The sequence below is a fragment of the Phormidesmis sp. 146-12 genome, from assembly GCF_052939495.1.
The window spans coordinates 124770-142386 of sequence record NZ_JBJPHS010000005.1 but is presented as its reverse complement, the minus strand read 5'-3'; the positions used below and the strand labels follow the sequence as shown (position 1 = coordinate 142386).

The following is a 17617-nucleotide window of genomic DNA, read 5'->3' as shown; positions in this document are numbered from 1 at the left end:
TTAGTGTTTGCTCAAGATTTATAGGTCAGTCCAACCTGTGATCACTAAGAATCTGAATGTGCATCTACCCTCGTGAACTTACCAATGAGCAGCAAAACACCCTCACATCCATCCTTACAGAATCACCACCCCCTCGTATCTCCTGGTCGAGTGTGATTGACTTACTCAATGCTCTGAGGGAAATCAGAGTAAGACCCATCGACGACAGAATTTGTGTTGTGGTAATGTGCTCCGGGCGGGTTGTCCTGTTCTTTCGCCGACCGCAAGAAGAAACTGTCACAGATTGTCAACTAATTGATATTCGAGACTTTTTGATCAAGCTGGAAAATGGAGAAGAGTAAGATTCATGCTGACTTACCGGAACTACACGGCATCCCTTTGGGTAGATGAAAAGGCAGGGCTAATCTGTGGCAAAGTGACCAATATTAGTCGTGATTCCTTGCCCTTTGGGGGAAAAACGGTAGAAGAGGCTGAACAAGAATTCCGTAAAACGATCGATACCTATTTAACGTTTTGCGAACAAGAGAACATCGAGCCAGAGAAGCCTGTGACCTTTTCTGGAAAATTGCCCTTCCGCACTAGCTCAGAGATTCATCGAGACATTTCTCATCAGGCGAAACAGGCAGGAAAAAGCATTAATGCCTGGCTTGAGGAAGCCGCAATTAAAGCGTTGGGCGAGTCGGCGAGTGAGGCTCCTCCAGAGTCCAGATTGCCCGAACTGCTGCAACAGCTTGAAAAACAGCCCGAACTAATGGAGCGCTTTTTTGAGAAAATCACACCCTACCTAAAAAATCGCGGCCCAGTTGGCACGATTAAGTTTCTTGGTGCGGTAGAGCAAATTTTACCCAGTTTGGAGACGGTGCGATCGCACTTAAAGGCACCCAACCCCGAAGTGATGGCAGACATTATCAACGCGATCGAAACCTGGACATTAGAGGCTGAAATCACCGATTCAGGTCAACCTGCGCCCAAGCCGTTTGTTAAAGAAGAGCAAAAACCAGGACATTATGTAGTTCGTAAATAACCCACCAAACTCATGAAGATACACAGGTTCTATTGTGCTAGTTGCTTAACCTGCACAGTATTTGACAGGAATCTTGCGGAGTCGCTCATCAATCTCTCTATGTTTCAGACAATTTTTAGACGTGTACTTGATACAGCGTTTCAGATGCTGTCACAACTGTCACACCTCAATTCCTTTCGTAGAGGCAAAAAATATTACACTCTTCAGTAGTTCTTCTGAGATCGCCCAAGTCTATTCTGCGCTCCGAGAGTTTGAGAGTAATAGTACCTCGGTACTTACTTCATTGTGATAGGCTATGTGACAAGCAGACTACCAGAGAATAAAATCAGAACTGTATTCACTCCTAGCTTTGATTGCTGCCTTGCTGCCTCAATTGAGAGCGCTAAATTTTCCGTTTCTGGAATCGGGAGCTTCTGTACCTGACTCGACCTTTGGTGTTTTTTGTCTGTCTGGTAGTTTTTTGGGTTCAGAGGGTTCTGATCACTTCTTTCATCAACAGGGGTGCAGCGATCAGTGAGTAACAAACCACTGCCAATTCTTCTTGCCTGTGACACTTTAGCCCATCTTTACACCGAAGAGAAACCATATCTCGTAAGAAGTCATCGAACACAATCTGAGCAATTGATTTTAGAAACTCAACGTCTGTTAGTTGATTCTGAAATACGTGTCAGAGTGATTGCAATGACGGCAACACTGAGTTATTTGTTCAGCAGCTTTGAGCCGAGTCGTACGCCCCAGATCCTTCAGAATTTGCAGGAACGGGGCGTTAATGTTTTGCCAAGTCACATCTTTGAGCAAGTGAGCCATGATGACGAGGTGACGCTTTACGAGACTGAGGTAGAGAATGCATTGGAGATTGCATCAGAGATCGCGTGCTCGAAGATAATTTTGGTAACGCATTTCCCTGATCGCTACTCAAGATTTCTCACGGCACAAACGTTAGAGATTTGGGAAGTGGCTAAGTTTCTCAATTTGATTCAACAAAACCAGTTGTACTTACTCAATGAGGAGCAGTGCTTTCAGCCAGAGGAGGCTTCTACCCCAATGGTTGCCCAACACCCAGCGGCTGAATCAGAAGAGCATCCTGATCCTGCAACTCGGTTCATTGTATTAGCCATCCTGCGTCGCTGGTTGCAATCCAAAACTTCTCAAGAAAACGCTTCTACGCCTGTTTCCAGCAAGTCATCTGGTTCAAGACCGATCGAACCCATTCCCGCAAAAAAAGCGACTGCCTTTCATGCCCCCACTGCTTCAAAAACTAACCTTGCTGATGATTTACCGACCATTGGAAGCAACTCAGTTAGCCAGGCTGGATATGAAAAACTAAACCAATTAGTGACTCGGAGTTTTCAATTTTCTGGATTGGTGACAATTGTTCAAGCTTCAACAAATTACGATCGTTCCTATGCCTTACCTGAGACAACACAACAATTGCCTGCTTCCATCCCTGCCTCTTCAGCGCAGAACTACAATTTGAGTACATTGACAACTGCACGAAACACTGAACGACAGCGCACCAGTTTCCCTAATCGCGCCTCCCCTGAATTTTTTGAATTGAAGGGCGATCCGTCTGTTTCCATCCCCACCTCTTTCACGCTTACCCGCAGCAATTTTAATAACCCAACTGTGGCATTTGACGATGCACTGCTTTTGAGGACTAACGCGCTTACAGAAACGCTCCGCGTACTAGCAGGGGGGCCTTCTCTTCCAGTTGATCGACCGGATTCTATCTCACCGACCAATCCTATCAGCAATCCAACACCGTCGAACGATCGTCCCACTCCAACTACTATAGAGACTCGCGATCCCAGCCCTCAAGTTCCAGAAGATCTAATTGTTCTTTCAGGCGCGATCGTTCCCCCTGATCCAGTTGTGATCACGCCTCCTCAAATCTTGGATGGTGCTGGAGGAACCCGCTCCTTTACGCTGACAACAGGCAGCTATGAAATCAGAAATTTTGGCGGCGTTGGCACCAGTAGAGTTCCATCAGAAGACATCGTTCGAGAAGTAGACACTCTCTATTTTCAGGGGTCACAACTGATCGCCAAAAACCTGCTCCTCAATCAGCAAGGGAAGGATCTGGTCATGACATTTGAAGGAGTGCAAGATATAAGCATTCTGATCAAAAACTTTGAGCTAGAAGATCTCGACAACTTCTTGACAGAAAGCAATGTGCCGACCATGTTGGGCAACATTGTATTTAATGGAGAAACTTCCATTCAAGACTCGTTTGATGTGCTGAATGTGAATGCCATCATTACTCAAATCTTTAACCGCAACTCAGTAACCTTCTTGAATAATTTGGACAACGAGGTGACAGGCTTTGACGATTCTAATGATGTAATCAACGGTCAGGAAGGAAACGACTCTTTACAGGGACTTGGCGGCGATGACATTCTCCGCGGGGGTGCAGGGGACGATATTCTCTGGGGCGGGACAGGGAACGATATTCTCGACGGCGGAGCCGGGAACAACCAATTAACTGGAGGTGACGGTGCTGATGTTTTCAGGCTGCATCAAGGTGGATTTAGCGAAGTTACGGACTTTCAAGCAGGGATCGATCGCATCGGTTTGCCTGCGGATATCCAACTCAGTGAGGTGGCGATCGAACAGGGAACCGGACTCAACTCCAGCAGCACTTTGATCCGATTTAAGCCAGATGGCTTACTGTTAATGTCGCTATCGGGTATTGCAGCCAGTTCCTTAACAACCGATATCTTTTTGCCAAACGCTTCTAGCTTGATGAGAGAGTAGAAAATTGCAAAATTGAGCGTGCAGAATGCAGAACGTAGAAGCCGTAGCCGTTGGTCATTCTGCATTTAGCAACACCCAAAGAGCCGATTTTTCTACCTGAACGATTACAGGCTTCGATCGTCGTACTTTTGTCGCCAACAATGTTCGAGCAAATGGAACTCAGACAAGAGCCAGCATCGCTCTAGTTCTTGAACATGGTGATAGCGCTGAAATCGGGATGGTTTGAGAATAAAGGGCTGATTGGGGTGAAAAAGCGGTTGATTGAGGTACGCCCAAAATGGAAAGCGAACTTTCCGAACGTTCTCTGTGTGGGAGCGATCGTTCATGAGACTGTCTGAAGGATAAACGGCTGAAAATTGGCTATCGCAGTGATCACGGTCTATCTCGGCGGTAGCCCCAAGTAGAGATTCAAGAGACAAACCTCTATCTCAGGAATGATTTCAAAATCACCAATCAGCAGATCAGTATGGCACTTTATTTTTAACTTTCACAGAAAGATAGCTTGAAGTGTCAGGGTTTCATGGCTTGGCTAAGAAATATTCACGTTGAGTTGATGATTGGCTGGTCGTTAAAACGGCTTGTCTGGCCCATTGGTCAGCCGCGATGATGTCTTCTAGGCTGGGGTCTGACTTGTTTTGAGATTGGTAGCGATCGCAGGTCTCTTCGATCAGGCGAGGAATGTCCAGGAAGCGAATTTTCTCATCTAAAAAGAGAGCGACCGCTTGTTCGTTAGCGGCATTGAGAACGGCGGGTAAACAGCCTCCAGCGCGACCTGCGGCGTAAGCCAGATTCATACAGGGATATTTTTGGTGATCGGGCGATCGGAAGGTGAGACTGCCGACTTTGACCAGATCGAGACGTTCCCAGCCAGTGGGGATGCGATCGGGGTAGGACAATGCATAGAGGAGGGGCAACCGCATATCAGCCCAGCCCAATTGCGCCAATACGGAGGTATCCTGCAATTCGATCAGCGAGTGAATGATGCTTTGGGGATGGATGACGATTTCGATGTCGTCGTAGTCCAACCCGAACAAGTAATGCGCCTCAATGACTTCCAAGCCCTTGTTCATCAGGGTGGCGGAGTCGATGGTAATTTTGCGACCCATTGACCAGTTGGGGTGCTTGAGTGCGTCGGCGACGGTGACTTCAGAGAGGCGATCGACTTCCCAATCGCGAAACGACCCACCGGACGCAGTGAGAATAATCTTCTTTAGTCCATCTTGAGGAACGCCCTGCAAACACTGGAAGATTGCAGAATGTTCTGAATCGGCGGGCAGCAGTTTGACGTTGTGTTTTTTGACCAGCGGCAAGACGACCGGCCCGCCTGCAATCAGGGTTTCTTTGTTGGCGAGGGCGATGTCTTTTCCAGCTTTGATCGCGGCGATTGTGGGCAACAACCCAGCACAACCAACAATGCCCGTAACAACCGCTTCTGAGTCGCCATATTGGGCAACTTCGACAACGCCCGATTCGCCTGCCAGAATGATGGGTTGGGAATCGAGGTCAGCGATCGCCTCGCGCAGGTCTGATAATTTATCCTGATCACAAATGGCGACGATTTGAGGACGAAACTGGCGAATTTGTTGGGCAAAGAGTTCGACGTTGCGGCCGGCCGCCATGCCAACGATACGAAACTGATCGGGTGCTTGGGCGACAATATCAAGCGTTTGCGTGCCGATAGAACCTGTTGAACCGAGAAGGGTGATTGCTTTCACGATCGCTGATCCGGTGATACTTTAGAGTTATCTTAAGGTTTTGCGGGACTCATTTAGCCGTTGGTGGTCAGGCTCACACTACTTTTTCAGGCTCACACTACTTTTTGATGAATATGGCGACTTCTAAACGTCAAAAAAGAGGGGATGCTTTGTTTTGGTTTAGCTGTCTGGGAATGGCGTATTTTAATGCGTTTTCTAGTTGGGAGATCGGTGAGAGCGTGAGACTGGGAGTGGCGATCGTGCCGATTCTGATTGGAGTTCTCTATGCAATGCGCCGCACGGCTCCGGGTGAATGATCGGGGTTAATTTCAATCACCAAATCGACGAATTCTGACTGGCTGACCAGAGGTTTGATAAACAATTGGGGATGCGACGCCTGCCAAAAGTACTCCACAAAGGCATCAATTTCGGCATCTGACAGTCCAGGTTTACCTTGAGCGATCATTTTGTGTTCGGCTTCTTTGCGCCACGCTTTGCTCAAATGGTAATCGGGAACGTAGAGCACAATTAAGCGATCGAGGTGTTCCCACAGCGGCAAGTAGTCGTGAAGGCGATCGTTCATATCTCGCGCAAAGGTGCGGTCGCTGGCTGTGACGATCGGATCGGGTGCCGTCTCAAAGTCACTCGCCTCAATAGAACGCACTCCTACAAACCAGCCTTCAAAGAGCACAATGTCAACCGCTGAGACGAGTTTTGGATGAATGCGATCGCCTGCCCCCTGCCAGAGTGATTTGTCAAACTGAGGAATCTGAGTCGGTTGACCTTGCTTAAGTTGAGTGAGAATTTGTACGCCGAGTTTGGTGTCGTGAGTTCCGGGCGGGCCACGATGAATGATGCGAGGATCTTGGGCTTGCAGGCGTTGGCGATCGTCGTAGGTCAGATATAAGTCATCCAGCGAGAAATTAACAGCATGGTATCCCAGGTGTTTTAGAATCAGTTTTAGAATTTCTGTAAGTGTTGTCTTTCCGGTTCCTTGTCCGCCCAAAAATCCTTGAATTAGAGGATTCGATTTAGCTCTGCGCCAGTCTGCGATTTGTATTGCCAACGGCAGCCATAAATTCCATAGTGTCTCATTCGCCAACCTGGTTATTTTAAGTTTGTTTTGGCACAACTCTAGAAATTCAGGATAGACTTTTTGGAACAACTCAATTCTCAAGAGCGTGGTTTCTGTAGCATTCTCTCTAGTGATTCCAAATGCGTTTGCGCGAATGTTATCTTGCAGTATTAGAGCTTCTAGCTGAGGCGCGACTTCTTGCGGGTGACTCGAAGCGAGCGACCGTCCTGCAATTAATGCTTCTAGCAGTTGACTAAGTGATTTCATTTTGTGCGAGTTGATTTCTGGGATGAGTGTTTTTTAGGGTGCGACCGCAATTCCAAAATGACCCTAGAAGCTTACAAAGTGGGGAGAGGATCGCTAGATTTACAATTCTCGATCGCTTTGCTGTCATTCTCAATGAACATCGATTCTCTATGAAGTTGCATAGATTAGATCCCCCTAGCCCCCTCACAAAAGGGAACCGGACTCTTTTATTTTCCCTCCTTCTTATATCAAATCAACGTTTACTGGCTACAGATCCTCGCCCCCTAAATCCCCCATTCTGGGGGACTTTGAGGAATTATCTGGCGCAGTCTATTTTCAATTTGGTATTCAAGGGATTAGGGGAGATTTAAAAAACGTGCAGCTTTACGGAGAATTGGTACAAACCACGCAGGGAGACTTAAAGAAGTCGCAGATTCGCTAAATATGCCGTAGACTCCACTTTTCATGCCTACCCTTGCCTCTCCTCGAACCTTTTCCCCTGCTTTTAAAGGCATCTCTGTTGAAGAAGCGCCATTTTTGACCAAAAGGTTGAGAAGCTGCGTAAAATGATTCTTGGTATCATGCGATCGGAAGGGAAATTGTCATGGCATATGCGGTGGGTATGGTTGAAGTGCGGGGATTGCCCCCAGCGCTGGCAGTTGCGGACGTAATGGTGAAAGCTGCCCGTGTTACCCTGGTCGAGATGGAAAAGGTGAGCGGCGCTTACATCACAATTATTGTTCGCGGAAACGTTTCTGAAGTTAAGATCTCAGTCGAGGCAGGCATCGCAGCGGCCAAAAAGATGACAGCCTGCAAAGAAGGCGACAAATTGTTCCTTTCGTCACATTACATTCCTCGACCTAACGAAAATTTGATGGCGGTTTTGCCGATCGACTACACCGACGAAACAGATGAGTTTAGAGTGTAGCCGTTGAAAACTGGCGATTTGGTTAGTTAGTCGATCGCAGACCGCCAAAAGCCAAATGCTCAAAACAAAGGCTAATCTTGAGAAATTTCTCAGTGGGACTGAATGCACTAACTCAGGCTGAACTATCTACATGGGTCGATCAAGCTAGAGTGCGGACGCAGTGGGGGCGACTGCCAGATTACATCCCGCTGTTGGCTCAAACCGACGCAAATGTGCTGGCGGTCAAGATTTTGGCGGGAGCAGGGCAAGAATGGTCAGCCGGAGAAAAAAAACAGCGCTTTGCCTTGATGAGTGTGATCAAACCCTTTGTGCTGATGTTTTTGCTGGAGCAATCAGGAGCCGAAGAGGTCTTTAAATATGTGGGCATGGAGCCATCTGATCAGCCGTTTCACTCGTTGACACAACTGAGCCAAGATCGAGGTCATCCCCGCAACCCCATGCTCAACAGTGGCGCGATCGCTTTGGCGGCTCGACTCCCTGGCAGAGATGGCTTTTCTCGCTGCGAACAGGTGCGTCAGTGGCTCAACCATTCTGCAAACAGTCACCTCGTGTTGGATCGCAGAATGCTGGAATCGGTGCGATCGCTCTCGAATGAATCGAATCGAGCGATCGCCAAAATGCTGGCTCAAGCCGGAAAATTAGACCAGGTAGAAGTCGCTCTCGACACTTATAACCATATTTGCTGTCTGTCTGGCACGGTCGAAGATTTGGCACGTTTGGGGTTGTTGTTGTCCCAGCCTGGGGTCGTCACTCAGTCTCATCAGCAAATCGTCAATGCTTTGATGCTGACCTGTGGGCTGTATGAAGCATCGGCTCAGTTTGCAGTGAAGATTGGGCTACCCATCAAATCGGGAGTCAGTGGGGCCCTGTTGGCGATCGTGCCTCATCAAGGGGCAATTGCTTGTTATAGTCCGGCGATCGATCCGATGGGCAATTCAGTAGCGGGGTTGTTTTTGTTAGAGAAACTGTCAACCAGTCTGCATCTCAGCGTCTTTGGTTAGTCGGGGATGATGAGTGGATGCCAATAGGGGTCGTTCATTTCTTCAAGGCGGGCCATGTCTCCTTGGTAGTGAGCATTGATTTTTTCGGCTTTGGGCTTAAGGCGATCGGGGACGTAGCACAAATCAACGGGTAGCCCATGCCCCAACAAAAACTCAGCCAACTGGTCAGGATGAATCAAAATTCCTTCTTGGTGCAGTCGGGTCAGCAGTTCGGCAAAGGTGGGCCAGCGATCGAGGTCGTCATTGGGGGCTGGGTGATGCATGACAGGTGACGGCAAGAAGGTTGGAGAAGAGAGCGATCGCCTGGCTCCAGTTTGAAGACATGATCTGCATGATCTATGGTAGTGCTGAATACAATCGTTCGATTCCTGGGTTGTGAAAGTTAATCGATCGGTGAGTAAGAACTCATTTTGTTGATTTGGTTTGCAGGCGATTAAGAATGGCGCTACCAGATGAACTAAATCGCTTTTGATTTGGTAACGCCTGACTTTTTTGGAGTTGATTTTTAGGCGTTGCTGATTGAAAGGATGAATCTGTAGAGAAGTGTCAACTTTTCCGCCCCCTAAATCCCCCAAAATTGGGGGACTTTGAACATTTAGTTCCCCTTCGCATTGAGGCAATTCATCCCGTGGTTCAGCAATGCCGATTTTTACAGTTGAATTGTTGTCTTGGTGTTGAGTTCCTCCACATAAATCAGGGCTGGATCATCCATCACAATGTCAAATCGAGTAAACGATCTCTGAAGTCGATAGGTGGGCAAAATGCGGATCAGTTGATACTCAGTCATCAAGTCACTGGTGCCATCCCATTTGAGCAGGGCCAATTGATTAGACACAATCTCGCTGAGTTGGGACACAAATTCTTGAATGCTATCGCCAATGTCGGGCAGAATGCCAGACGCAACGATCAAAAACCGCTCTTGCAAATCCAAAGTGATCTGGACTCGATAACGTCTACCTGTCGAGAGGTGCAACTCAATGGTGAACGCTACCGAGTCAGGAAAAATAAGCCTGACTGCCATATGAATATGTTCTCCCTGGATTAGTACAAAGAGAACAAAAACATGGGAGCCATTATGCGACTAATGACGCTTGGGGCCTGATTCCAACCTTTCAGAACCCCACAGCAAAGCTGACGGTGTACAATCATGAACGCCTCCTGAGTTAGTGTGTTTAACAAGGGATGGAAGTCCTCGGAGTTCTGATCTGCCAATCAGTTCTTCGGGGCGCTCCTCCACCACTGCGGAGTATGATACACAAATTTTTCGCTTTTTGGAATCCTAAAAATCTTAATTTTGGTTAGCGTTCTTGTGGCGGCCGTTGAAGTCGATCGACGTACTCTATAAATCTCTCCACAAAATTTTAAGATTGAGACAGAAGGATTCAGAGCAATTTCGTTAGAGTCAGATACTACACGGAGAACTTTGGGACGATTAATGCGATCAAGTCACAATTATCCAAAACATTCATTAGAGGAGATTGCTAGCTTGCTGACTTGTCTATAAAGACGATTCACATAGGTTATTATTAATTTTCAGAGGCAGATTGCCAAGGGTTATCAATAAGATAGGGTATCAAGTCTGTATGGGTGCAGCTTAATTTTTCAACAAGCTATAATTAAAGTAGATATCTGAGAAGTCGCAGCAAAATAGTTAATTTAATGCTATCAGTGAGCAACAATTTCTTCTAATGAACATCCAAAATAATCTTTTCGGTTTATGCTCGAAAATCTACCTTAATGGTGAAGGCAACTTTTTTGATTTACAGTCTTTAGTCAACAAATTGCTTTTATTCGATACATTCATCTTGTATTCTCCAAATCTAAGAGAAATAGCATATTTAGTTAAAGCATTTGGATTTGAGGGTACGTTAGCATTATTGTCATCTGATGCTTTACGAATTTCCTGTGAGCTTCGTATTACAGCCCAAGTCGGACAAACTTCTTTTCTTGTTCCTAGCGGGAAGGCTCTACCTCTTGGTACTTACAGTGTTTCGTATGGGTTCTCAGCAGATAGAAGAAAATGGATTAGTGATAATCTCAGAAATGTTGGTACGGCAAACCTAAACAATAACCACACTAAAAAGCTTAAGCGGGCAGTTGTAGCCGCATTGGACAACAACTATTTACAAGATTTTGAGTCACAGCTCTTAAAACAAGTGAATGGTGACCTTGCTGGCAATAGAGGAATTGAGTCATCTACAGCAATCGTCTTGAAAAAAGAAAAAGGCCTTGATGTAAAACCTGATGATTTTTTGATTAAGCTTCATCAAGTTGATAACCAAATTTTTCAAGTAGAAACCAATTTAGGCGAGGTCTTTTCTTTAGATGAAGTGGAAGTTCATAAGATTGCAGAAAAAGCAGTTCTTGGTGTAGCTGGTCTAAATCAGCGGATAGCTGAGATGAAAGTACACAATGCAGTATCAGGTTTTCTAGAAGATGAGGCTCCTCTTCTTGAAGACAAGCTAGAGTTTCTTTTTCAATCAATTGATCCCCATCAACTTGAGGTAAATCTAAATCGTGTGCTTCGACTCAAGAACTGTCCTAGTATTATTTCTGAATCTCACCAAACAGTAGATGTAGAGAAGCTACTTGAGGTACGTGAAAGCCAGGAACTCAAAATATTTCGAGAATGGCTTAGGAAAATTGACAACGTTAGCGACTCTGAGATTGTCGAGCAGCTTAATGATATTCGTTCAAGATTAGGAGTTTTTGCACAAGGTAGTACCGGTAAAGCTTCAAGATTAGCAATCTCTACACTTGCTGGTCTTGTTCCCGGTGTAGGAGTAATTTCAGGCTTGGGCTTAGGAGTCGTTGACACTTTCCTTTTAGAAAAAGTTTTACCTTAATCAGGAGTAGTAGCTTTTGTGGACAAGCTATACCCATCTATATTTCAGCATCAGAAGATGCACTCATAGGCAGTTTGTTTCATAAACGATAAACAGCAAGCCAATTAATTTAAGCGAAAGGGTTGCGCCAGCAGCTTGATTAGCAAAATTGTGATGTGGAACCTCTAAAATATCAACTCTTTGTCACGTACATTTGTTCAGTGTAGTGATGTGAAACCTACTATCTGCCGATGATTAGGATCGTCACCCTACCCAATCAACGTGGCGGTAGTTGAAAGTTCTTGATCAAAGTTTGGGTCATCGAGTACCGCGATCGCAGATAAAACGATCGAAGCTAAAATATAGAGGCATGGTTGAAATGAGGTCAAGCTAATGACAGTTAGACAACCCCGCTATAGCAAAGAAGAGTTCGCTCGACGGGGGAATGAAATCTATGAAGCTCAGGTGCGTTTCCAAGTCGAAGCGGGCAACCACGGAAAGATTGTGGCGATCGATATCGAAACCGGAGCCTTTGCGATCGGCGACGATAGCCTGACCGCTGCCAAGCAACTGCTAAAACGCTACCCTGACGCGCAAATCTTTGGAATTCGGATTGGACATCGTGCCGTCCATCGCCTTGGGTTTCGCCCTACTGTATCTACATGATGATTGGAAGCGTGAATGCAAATCGAGAGGCAATTGTACAATTAGCGGTGCTTGGAAAAGATCAGCAACGCCAAGGAATTAGAGCAGTTATTGACACAGGATATACAGGTTTTCTAACTTTGCCATCTATCGTCATTACCACTTTAGGAATGACTTGGTACATGCAGCAAGAGGGTATTTTGGGTGATGGCAGTCTATGCATGTTTAATGTCTACGAAGCCTCTGTAATTTGGGATGGGCAGGTTAGAACCATTGAAATCAACGAGTCAGAAACCGAGCCATTGGTTGGAATAGGTTTGCTTGAAGGGTATGAGTTGAAGATTCAGAGCATCGCTGGCGGATTGGTGACGATTACAGCATTGCCTTAAAGATTACTTGAGCGCATATCTAAGCTGATTTGTGCCCGTCCAGTCACCCGCCAAGAACGTAAAGCTTATGAGTCAGACCTCTGAAATGGATGATGACCTACGCCCCGAATACGACTTTACCCAAATGCCTGTTGTAGCGCGGGGTCAAGGACGTAAGCGATTGGCCCTCACAGTTCAACTTGATCCTGATGTAGCCGCCATGTTTCCTGATGCTGCGGCAGTCAATGAAGCGCTGCGTCTATTGATGAGGACAATTCAACAGGCATCGACTCAGCAAGACGTACAGGATGCAATAACATCACAAGACAAATAGAGGTTCAGAGATTAGGCGATGCAAAATCACCGATAGTGTCATCACAATTTATCTTCGTCAACAAGCCGTAAAACGCTATTGTACAAAGGTTCAGCGACCCAGAACCCAGCTTGGTTAATCAAAGCATCCAACAATGGCCTCACCTCAACAATCAAACCTTGACCTTTTGCCTCGACCAGAACGCCCAAAATCCCCACATATCGTAGATTGAGTCTAGCCGCCACCAATCGCCCTCGGCGTTCATCAATCAACATCTGATCAGCCTGAACTTCAACCGCTAGAGCAACCGCTTCAGCTTCGCCAACATCAAGTTCATTGCTAAGTGCTTCGACAATTGCGCGATTGCTAACCGCACGAGTTTGAATCCAATCAAAGGTTTGTACCTCGATTGCACCTGCGACCGGAAAGCTGGGATCAGTCAGTTCTCGATAAACAGCTTCAGGAATGAGAACTGTCCCATATAGTTGATGCAAAAGATGAAGTTGGTTAATGGCTGCAAGATTGTTGATGGGTGACGTGTCACTGACAATGATCACAGCCTACCCATCTCCCGCAAGTTTTTAATATCCTGCTCAAAATCTTCTACATCGTAATGGGCTGAGATGTGACGACTAGCGAGTAAGTGTTGAAAAGCAATGCGGTGCATCCCTGCAAACTGGCTAGCTTGAGCAAGTGTCAGCTTTTCTTTTTGAAAGAGCATGACTGCAATTTCCTGGCGCATTTCAGCTTCAGTCATGTGGGTTGCACTTAGAATTTCGTCAGAAACAACAATGCTCATAGCTACATTTCCTTCCCTGGGCCCTATTCTACGACTCTTACCACAGTTTCCTGCCAATGCTGGTAGTCCGCAATGAAAATGACATCACTACGGACTACAGATTTGGGAATTAGGAAGCGCGGGCCGTGAGTTTGGTTAACACCTGGTTCGATCGCTCCACAAATGCCTTCATGCCGTCTGCGTCAAAGCCTTTTTGGGCCATCAACGCCAGATCATAAACATGGTGACAGATCAGATTTGCCAACTCCGCAGAAGGAGACTGACCATCAGTTGTGGTAATGGCACCCTGACTCAAATTGATCACATTTTGAATCATTGGATGAGAGGTATTGATCAACAGAATGTGATCTTCAGGAAACTGCATCACTTGTTGTTGTAATAATGCATTCATCTCCTGCATTCGGCGCAGATGTTCGGGTAACAAGACCATTGCTGGCGGCGTGCTGGCGGGGTCGTCACCTTTGAGCGATTCCGTCCGAATGATCAGTTTGGGCTTGTTGAGCGCTTTTTGGAACAACGCTTTGATCTGTTCGCTGCGAGTCTGATTGGTGGTCGGATCGACGATTTCTGACTGATCTTTGTCAATCAGCGTGTCGTCTAATTCGGCATCAACTCGTGAGAATTTGATGTGAGAATATTCTCGTTCTAAAAACCCGACAAAGTGACTGTCGATAAAAGAATCCATGAACAGCACTTCTAAGCCTTGACTGGTGTGCAGTTGAATGTAAGTGGCTTGAGTGACTTCATCGGTGCAGTAAAAAACGCGATTCTCGTGGCGTTCTTTGTTGCGTTCTAGATATTCTTTGAGTGTGGTGTAAGATTTGCCATCTACGACATTCGTTGCAGCGTTAGATGAGTCTTGCCAAGCGTCTCCTTCGGCGGTTTGCACTTCGATCTTTGGCGTATTGTCGCTCAGATTCGCTGTAGTGCGGTAGATCAGAATATCTTCGATCTGTTTTTTGAATTTGTCGTCGTTGATCGAGCCAAATTTGACAAACGTTCCCAAGTCTTGCCAGCAGCGAATGTATTCTGCCCGATCGTCGCGATACAGTTCTTTTAGTCGATCGCCGACTTTCTTGGCAATGTAGTTGGCAATTTGACGGACGGTACGATCGTTCTGCAAAAAGCTGCGCGACACATTCAGCGGAATATCTGCACTATCAATCACGCCTCGCAGCGGCAGCAAAAATTTGGGAATCACTTCTTCGCAGTTGTCGCTGACAAACACCTGATTGCAGAAGAGTTTGATCTGACCTTTACTCACATCCACATCGGGCTTGAGCTTGGGAAAGTAGAGAATCCCATTCACAACAAATGGATGATCCGTATTCAGATGTACCCAGAGTAAAGGGTCTTCCTGAAACGGATAGAGATAGCGGTAGAACTCCAGATAATCTTCTTTGGTGAGATTGCGCGGAGACTCCTTCCAGGGGGCTTTTTGGCGGTTGATCTGTTCGGGTGCCTTGACTTCTTCGCCTTCGGTCGGTGGCTCGATCAGTTTGATCGAGAAGGGCATAAAGTCGCAGTAGGTTTTAATTAGCTGACGAATCCGGTAAGGTTCCAGGTATTCCAGTTCTTCGTCTTGCAGCGTTAATGTTACCGTTGTGCCTCGCGTAGTGCGATCGCTATCTGACAGTCTAAATTCGGTCGATCCATCACAAGACCAGTTTACTGCTTGCGACTCTGTACGATATGAAAGGGTGTCGATCGTGACGTGTTTGGCCACCATAAACGACGAGTAAAAGCCCAGACCAAAGTGACCAATAATTTGCTGATCGCTGGTTGCCTTGTATTTTTCGACAAACTCCTCAGCGCTAGAGAACGCCACCTGGTTGATGTATTTTTTTACCTCATCGGCGGTCATCCCAATCCCATTGTCAGAAATCGAGAGAGACTGATTGGCTTTGTCGATTGCGATCACAATTTCTGGCTCGCCCACTTCACCCGAAAACTCATCCGAGTTAGACACCATTTTGAGCTTTTGAATGGCATCGACAGCGTTTGAAACCAGTTCTCGGATAAAAATTTCGTGGTCAGAGTAGAGCCACTTTTTGATGATCGGAAAAATATTTTCAGTATGAATACTGATGTTGCCCTGTTCCAGAATGGTTGTCATAGTCAATTCCTGGTTACTCAGAAGACCTCAGACCCTATTTTGGTCGAAGAGGGTGCGATCGCTTCTATTGTAATGAGTACAGGTTTCCGATGCGGGAGATCGGATTTCCCTACCCGTCATTCAGGCCGCGCCGCTTGAGGAAAAATTGTTTCAAATGTGGGAAAGTAAAGCTGGAAACCTACATTTAGCCGATTTGATCGAAAAGCCGTGAACCAAAGCCATCGTGAAATTTTGCAGCAGGCACAACAGGCTGCCCAGCAGGAAGAGTGGTCGATCGTTAGTCAAGACCTTCAGCAACTTCTATTAATTGAGTCTCAGGGTGCGATCGAGACACCCGTCGAACTTGACTCACTTCTAGATCTGGCGCTACGGGTTCTTGAGGGCGGCGACTTTCAGGATCGATGGGACGTTGCCAAAGTGTTTCCGACCCTGGGAAACCGAGCGATCGCGCCTTTGATTGCGCTGTTAGAGTCTGACGCAGATTCTGAGGCTCAATGGTTTGCGGTGCGTATTTTGGGCGGGTTTGCTCATCCCGATGTGTTGGCGGCGATCGTGCGTCTGCTCAAAACCTCTGATCAAGAAGAACTGCGGGGTATGGCGGTGAGCGTGTTGGTAGCTTTGGGAGAGGGGGCGATCGCAACTTTGCAAGGATTGCTGCAATCCGATAAGACTCGTTTAGTCGCAGCCCAGGCGTTGACTCAGATGCGTCGTCCGGCAACCGTTCCTTTATTGCTAGAAGTGGTGAATGATGCTGATCCTCAGATTCGGGCGATGGCGATCGAGTCCCTGGGGAGCTTCCATCATCCTGAAATTTCTGCGGCTTTGATCGGTGCGCTTCAAGATCCGATCGCTGCGGTCAGACGCGCTGCCGTGATTGCTTTAGGATTTTGTGCCGCCGAAGCGACAGCGCTCGATCTCGTTGCTCACCTGCGTCCGTTGCTGTTGGATTGGAATCTAGACGTGTGCAAACAAACCGCGATCTCCCTGGGTCGACTAGGCAGTTTGGAGGCGATAAAAGCGCTTTTTCAATCTCTTCAGTCGATTCACACCCCCGAACTGTTGGCGATCGAGCTAGTTCGCGCTTTGAGTTGGGCAGGTCGATCAGAGGCGTTACAGTATCTCCATCGCGCCCTGATCCAATTGCCTTTGGCAGAAGCGGTACGTCAGGAGATTTTAGTCGTTTTGGGACGAGTCGATCAGCCTGACCTCAAACCCCAAGCCACCCAAATCTTGTTAGACCTGCTGACTCACGAAGCGGCTTTTGCGCGATCGACCACTGCCCGTCAATCTCTCGCCCTGGCCCTCGGACAATTGGGCGACCCCAACGCTGTCAACCCACTGATCGATCTGCTCGCTGATCCCAGTGTCAACGTCCGGCTGCATGTGATTTCTGCCCTCAAAACCCTCGCGCCTGACACGGCATACCAGCGATTAGAACAGCTATCTCAACGTGAGCGTGATTCAGAACTGGGACGAGGAGTTGCGATCGCCCTTCAAGAATGGAGACGCTAGGGATCGTGAATTAAACAACCTGTAATTCTCGCGGTTTCGCGTCGTTTAATTCGGCTTCTGCCCCATAAACCCCCCAAATTTGGCGGACTTTGAACCGCGAAACTGCCTTAAATTCTAGAATGTCTGCTTTCTCAAAGTCCCCCAGAATGGGGGATTTAGGGGGCGAAGCAACCAGGCAATCATCGATCTTATTCAATTCACGATCCTAAGAACCCAAACAAAGCGTTGGATCTTTCAACCAGAGTGGGAACTGTAGTCACCAGGGTACGTGCGTCTCAACAGAGTTCTGATGTGAAACAGCTTGAGGTGAGTGTCCA

At 47.0% G+C, this 17617-nt stretch carries 19 protein-coding genes; 10 read left to right on the top strand and 9 right to left on the bottom strand.

The window, feature by feature from the left end; translation table 11 throughout:
• The first annotated feature begins 346 nt into the window (after positions 1-346).
• Positions 347-1024, top strand: coding sequence for a type II toxin-antitoxin system HicB family antitoxin (locus ACKFKF_RS04290; RefSeq protein ID WP_446866541.1), 678 nt, complete (start codon positions 347-349; stop codon positions 1022-1024).
• A 681-nt stretch (positions 1025-1705) separates the two neighbouring features.
• Positions 1706-3778, top strand: a complete 2073-nt coding sequence (locus ACKFKF_RS04285) for a calcium-binding protein (protein ID WP_446866540.1) — start codon at positions 1706-1708, stop codon at positions 3776-3778.
• A 104-nt stretch (positions 3779-3882) separates the two neighbouring features.
• Here the strand turns inward: ACKFKF_RS04285 and ACKFKF_RS04280 are convergent, their stop codons facing one another.
• Complete coding sequence (locus ACKFKF_RS04280; protein ID WP_446866539.1) at positions 3883-4197, bottom strand: hypothetical protein; 315 nt, start codon at positions 4195-4197, stop codon at positions 3883-3885.
• A 99-nt stretch (positions 4198-4296) separates the two neighbouring features.
• Positions 4297-5493 (bottom strand): 1-deoxy-D-xylulose-5-phosphate reductoisomerase, encoded by a 1197-nt coding sequence (locus ACKFKF_RS04275; protein ID WP_446866538.1) that lies wholly within the window; start codon positions 5491-5493, stop codon positions 4297-4299.
• Between the two features lie 113 nt (positions 5494-5606).
• Here ACKFKF_RS04275 and ACKFKF_RS04270 point away from each other — a divergent pair, with 113 nt between their 5' ends.
• Entirely contained in the window at positions 5607-5789 is a 183-nt protein-coding gene (locus tag ACKFKF_RS04270) for a hypothetical protein (protein WP_446866537.1), read from the top strand.
• On the opposite strand, the gene ACKFKF_RS04265 is transcribed toward ACKFKF_RS04270, so the two are convergent.
• Entirely contained in the window at positions 5756-6814 is a 1059-nt protein-coding gene (locus ACKFKF_RS04265; RefSeq protein ID WP_446866536.1) for a glycerate kinase, read from the bottom strand. The genes ACKFKF_RS04270 and ACKFKF_RS04265 overlap by 34 nt on opposite strands.
• 583 nt (positions 6815-7397) lie before the next feature.
• Here ACKFKF_RS04265 and ACKFKF_RS04260 point away from each other — a divergent pair.
• Complete coding sequence (locus ACKFKF_RS04260; protein WP_446856754.1) at positions 7398-7721, top strand: carbon dioxide-concentrating mechanism protein CcmK; 324 nt, start codon at positions 7398-7400, stop codon at positions 7719-7721.
• Positions 7722-7813: 92 nt separating this feature from the next.
• Positions 7814-8722 (top strand): glutaminase A, encoded by a 909-nt coding sequence (gene glsA, locus ACKFKF_RS04255; protein ID WP_446866535.1) that lies wholly within the window; start codon positions 7814-7816, stop codon positions 8720-8722.
• Here the strand turns inward: glsA and ACKFKF_RS04250 are convergent.
• The gene (locus tag ACKFKF_RS04250; protein ID WP_446866533.1) at positions 8719-8985 is read right to left on the bottom strand and encodes a hypothetical protein; all 267 of its coding nucleotides are present in this window, start codon (positions 8983-8985) and stop codon (positions 8719-8721) included. The two genes, glsA and ACKFKF_RS04250, sit on opposite strands and share 4 nt — an antisense overlap.
• Positions 8986-9371: 386 nt before the next feature.
• Positions 9372-9743: a hypothetical protein gene (locus ACKFKF_RS04245; RefSeq protein ID WP_446866532.1), complete on the bottom strand. Its 372-nt coding sequence runs from the start codon at positions 9741-9743 to the stop codon at positions 9372-9374.
• Positions 9744-10410: 667 nt separating this feature from the next.
• On the opposite strand from ACKFKF_RS04245, the gene ACKFKF_RS04240 reads away from it, so the two are divergent.
• From ACKFKF_RS04240 to ACKFKF_RS04225, 4 genes are all read left to right on the top strand, one after another.
• The gene (locus ACKFKF_RS04240; protein WP_446866531.1) at positions 10411-11568 is read left to right on the top strand and encodes a hypothetical protein; all 1158 of its coding nucleotides are present in this window, start codon (positions 10411-10413) and stop codon (positions 11566-11568) included.
• Positions 11569-11940: 372 nt separating this feature from the next.
• Complete coding sequence (locus ACKFKF_RS04235) at positions 11941-12213, top strand: hypothetical protein (RefSeq protein ID WP_446866530.1); 273 nt, start codon at positions 11941-11943, stop codon at positions 12211-12213.
• The gene (locus tag ACKFKF_RS04230; protein WP_446866529.1) at positions 12213-12581 is read left to right on the top strand and encodes a clan AA aspartic protease; all 369 of its coding nucleotides are present in this window, start codon (positions 12213-12215) and stop codon (positions 12579-12581) included. Before ACKFKF_RS04235 ends, ACKFKF_RS04230 begins: the two co-directional genes overlap by 1 nt.
• 67 nt (positions 12582-12648) lie before the next feature.
• On the top strand, positions 12649-12894 hold the full coding sequence (locus ACKFKF_RS04225) for a hypothetical protein (protein WP_446866528.1): 246 nt from the start codon (positions 12649-12651) through the stop codon (positions 12892-12894).
• A 41-nt stretch (positions 12895-12935) separates the two neighbouring features.
• Here the strand turns inward: ACKFKF_RS04225 and ACKFKF_RS04220 are convergent, their stop codons facing one another.
• The 3 genes from ACKFKF_RS04220 to htpG form a co-directional block, all read right to left on the bottom strand.
• Positions 12936-13430, bottom strand: coding sequence for a DUF3368 domain-containing protein (locus ACKFKF_RS04220; RefSeq protein WP_446866527.1), 495 nt, complete (start codon positions 13428-13430; stop codon positions 12936-12938).
• Positions 13427-13672 carry a UPF0175 family protein gene (locus ACKFKF_RS04215; protein ID WP_446866526.1) on the bottom strand — a complete coding sequence of 82 codons (246 nt, stop codon included), beginning with the start codon at positions 13670-13672 and terminating at the stop codon, positions 13427-13429. The genes ACKFKF_RS04220 and ACKFKF_RS04215 overlap by 4 nt, the downstream gene beginning before the upstream one ends.
• A 109-nt stretch (positions 13673-13781) precedes the next feature.
• On the bottom strand, positions 13782-15788 hold the full coding sequence (gene htpG, locus ACKFKF_RS04210; protein ID WP_446866525.1) for a molecular chaperone HtpG: 2007 nt from the start codon (positions 15786-15788) through the stop codon (positions 13782-13784).
• A gap of 207 nt (positions 15789-15995) precedes the next feature.
• On the opposite strand from htpG, the gene ACKFKF_RS04205 reads away from it, so the two are divergent.
• Positions 15996-17300: a HEAT repeat domain-containing protein gene (locus ACKFKF_RS04205; RefSeq protein ID WP_446866524.1), complete on the top strand. Its 1305-nt coding sequence runs from the start codon at positions 15996-15998 to the stop codon at positions 17298-17300.
• A 10-nt stretch (positions 17301-17310) separates the two neighbouring features.
• Here ACKFKF_RS04205 and ACKFKF_RS04200 read toward each other — a convergent pair whose 3' ends face one another.
• Positions 17311-17496: a hypothetical protein gene (locus ACKFKF_RS04200; RefSeq protein ID WP_446866523.1), complete on the bottom strand. Its 186-nt coding sequence runs from the start codon at positions 17494-17496 to the stop codon at positions 17311-17313.
• Positions 17497-17617: the final 121 nt, after the last annotated feature.

Excerpts from the sequence above, each read along its gene's own strand:
- ACKFKF_RS04290 (WP_446866541.1), top strand. The coding sequence starts at position 347 with ATGCTGACTTACCGGAACTACACGGCATCCCTTTGGGTAGATGAAAAG.
- ACKFKF_RS04240 (WP_446866531.1), top strand. The coding sequence starts at position 10,411 with ATGAACATCCAAAATAATCTTTTCGGTTTATGCTCGAAAATCTACCTT.
- ACKFKF_RS04285 (WP_446866540.1), top strand. The coding sequence starts at position 1,706 with ATGACGGCAACACTGAGTTATTTGTTCAGCAGCTTTGAGCCGAGTCGT.
- ACKFKF_RS04250 (WP_446866533.1), bottom strand. The coding sequence starts at position 8,985 with ATGCATCACCCAGCCCCCAATGACGACCTCGATCGCTGGCCCACCTTT.
- ACKFKF_RS04270 (WP_446866537.1), top strand. The coding sequence starts at position 5,607 with ATGGCGACTTCTAAACGTCAAAAAAGAGGGGATGCTTTGTTTTGGTTT.
- ACKFKF_RS04260 (WP_446856754.1), top strand. The coding sequence starts at position 7,398 with ATGGCATATGCGGTGGGTATGGTTGAAGTGCGGGGATTGCCCCCAGCG.
- ACKFKF_RS04235 (WP_446866530.1), top strand. The coding sequence starts at position 11,941 with ATGACAGTTAGACAACCCCGCTATAGCAAAGAAGAGTTCGCTCGACGG.
- ACKFKF_RS04215 (WP_446866526.1), bottom strand. The coding sequence starts at position 13,672 with ATGAGCATTGTTGTTTCTGACGAAATTCTAAGTGCAACCCACATGACT.
- ACKFKF_RS04230 (WP_446866529.1), top strand. The coding sequence starts at position 12,213 with ATGATTGGAAGCGTGAATGCAAATCGAGAGGCAATTGTACAATTAGCG.
- ACKFKF_RS04265 (WP_446866536.1), bottom strand. The coding sequence starts at position 6,814 with ATGAAATCACTTAGTCAACTGCTAGAAGCATTAATTGCAGGACGGTCG.
- ACKFKF_RS04245 (WP_446866532.1), bottom strand. The coding sequence starts at position 9,743 with ATGGCAGTCAGGCTTATTTTTCCTGACTCGGTAGCGTTCACCATTGAG.
- ACKFKF_RS04225 (WP_446866528.1), top strand. The coding sequence starts at position 12,649 with ATGAGTCAGACCTCTGAAATGGATGATGACCTACGCCCCGAATACGAC.
- htpG (WP_446866525.1), bottom strand. The coding sequence starts at position 15,788 with ATGACAACCATTCTGGAACAGGGCAACATCAGTATTCATACTGAAAAT.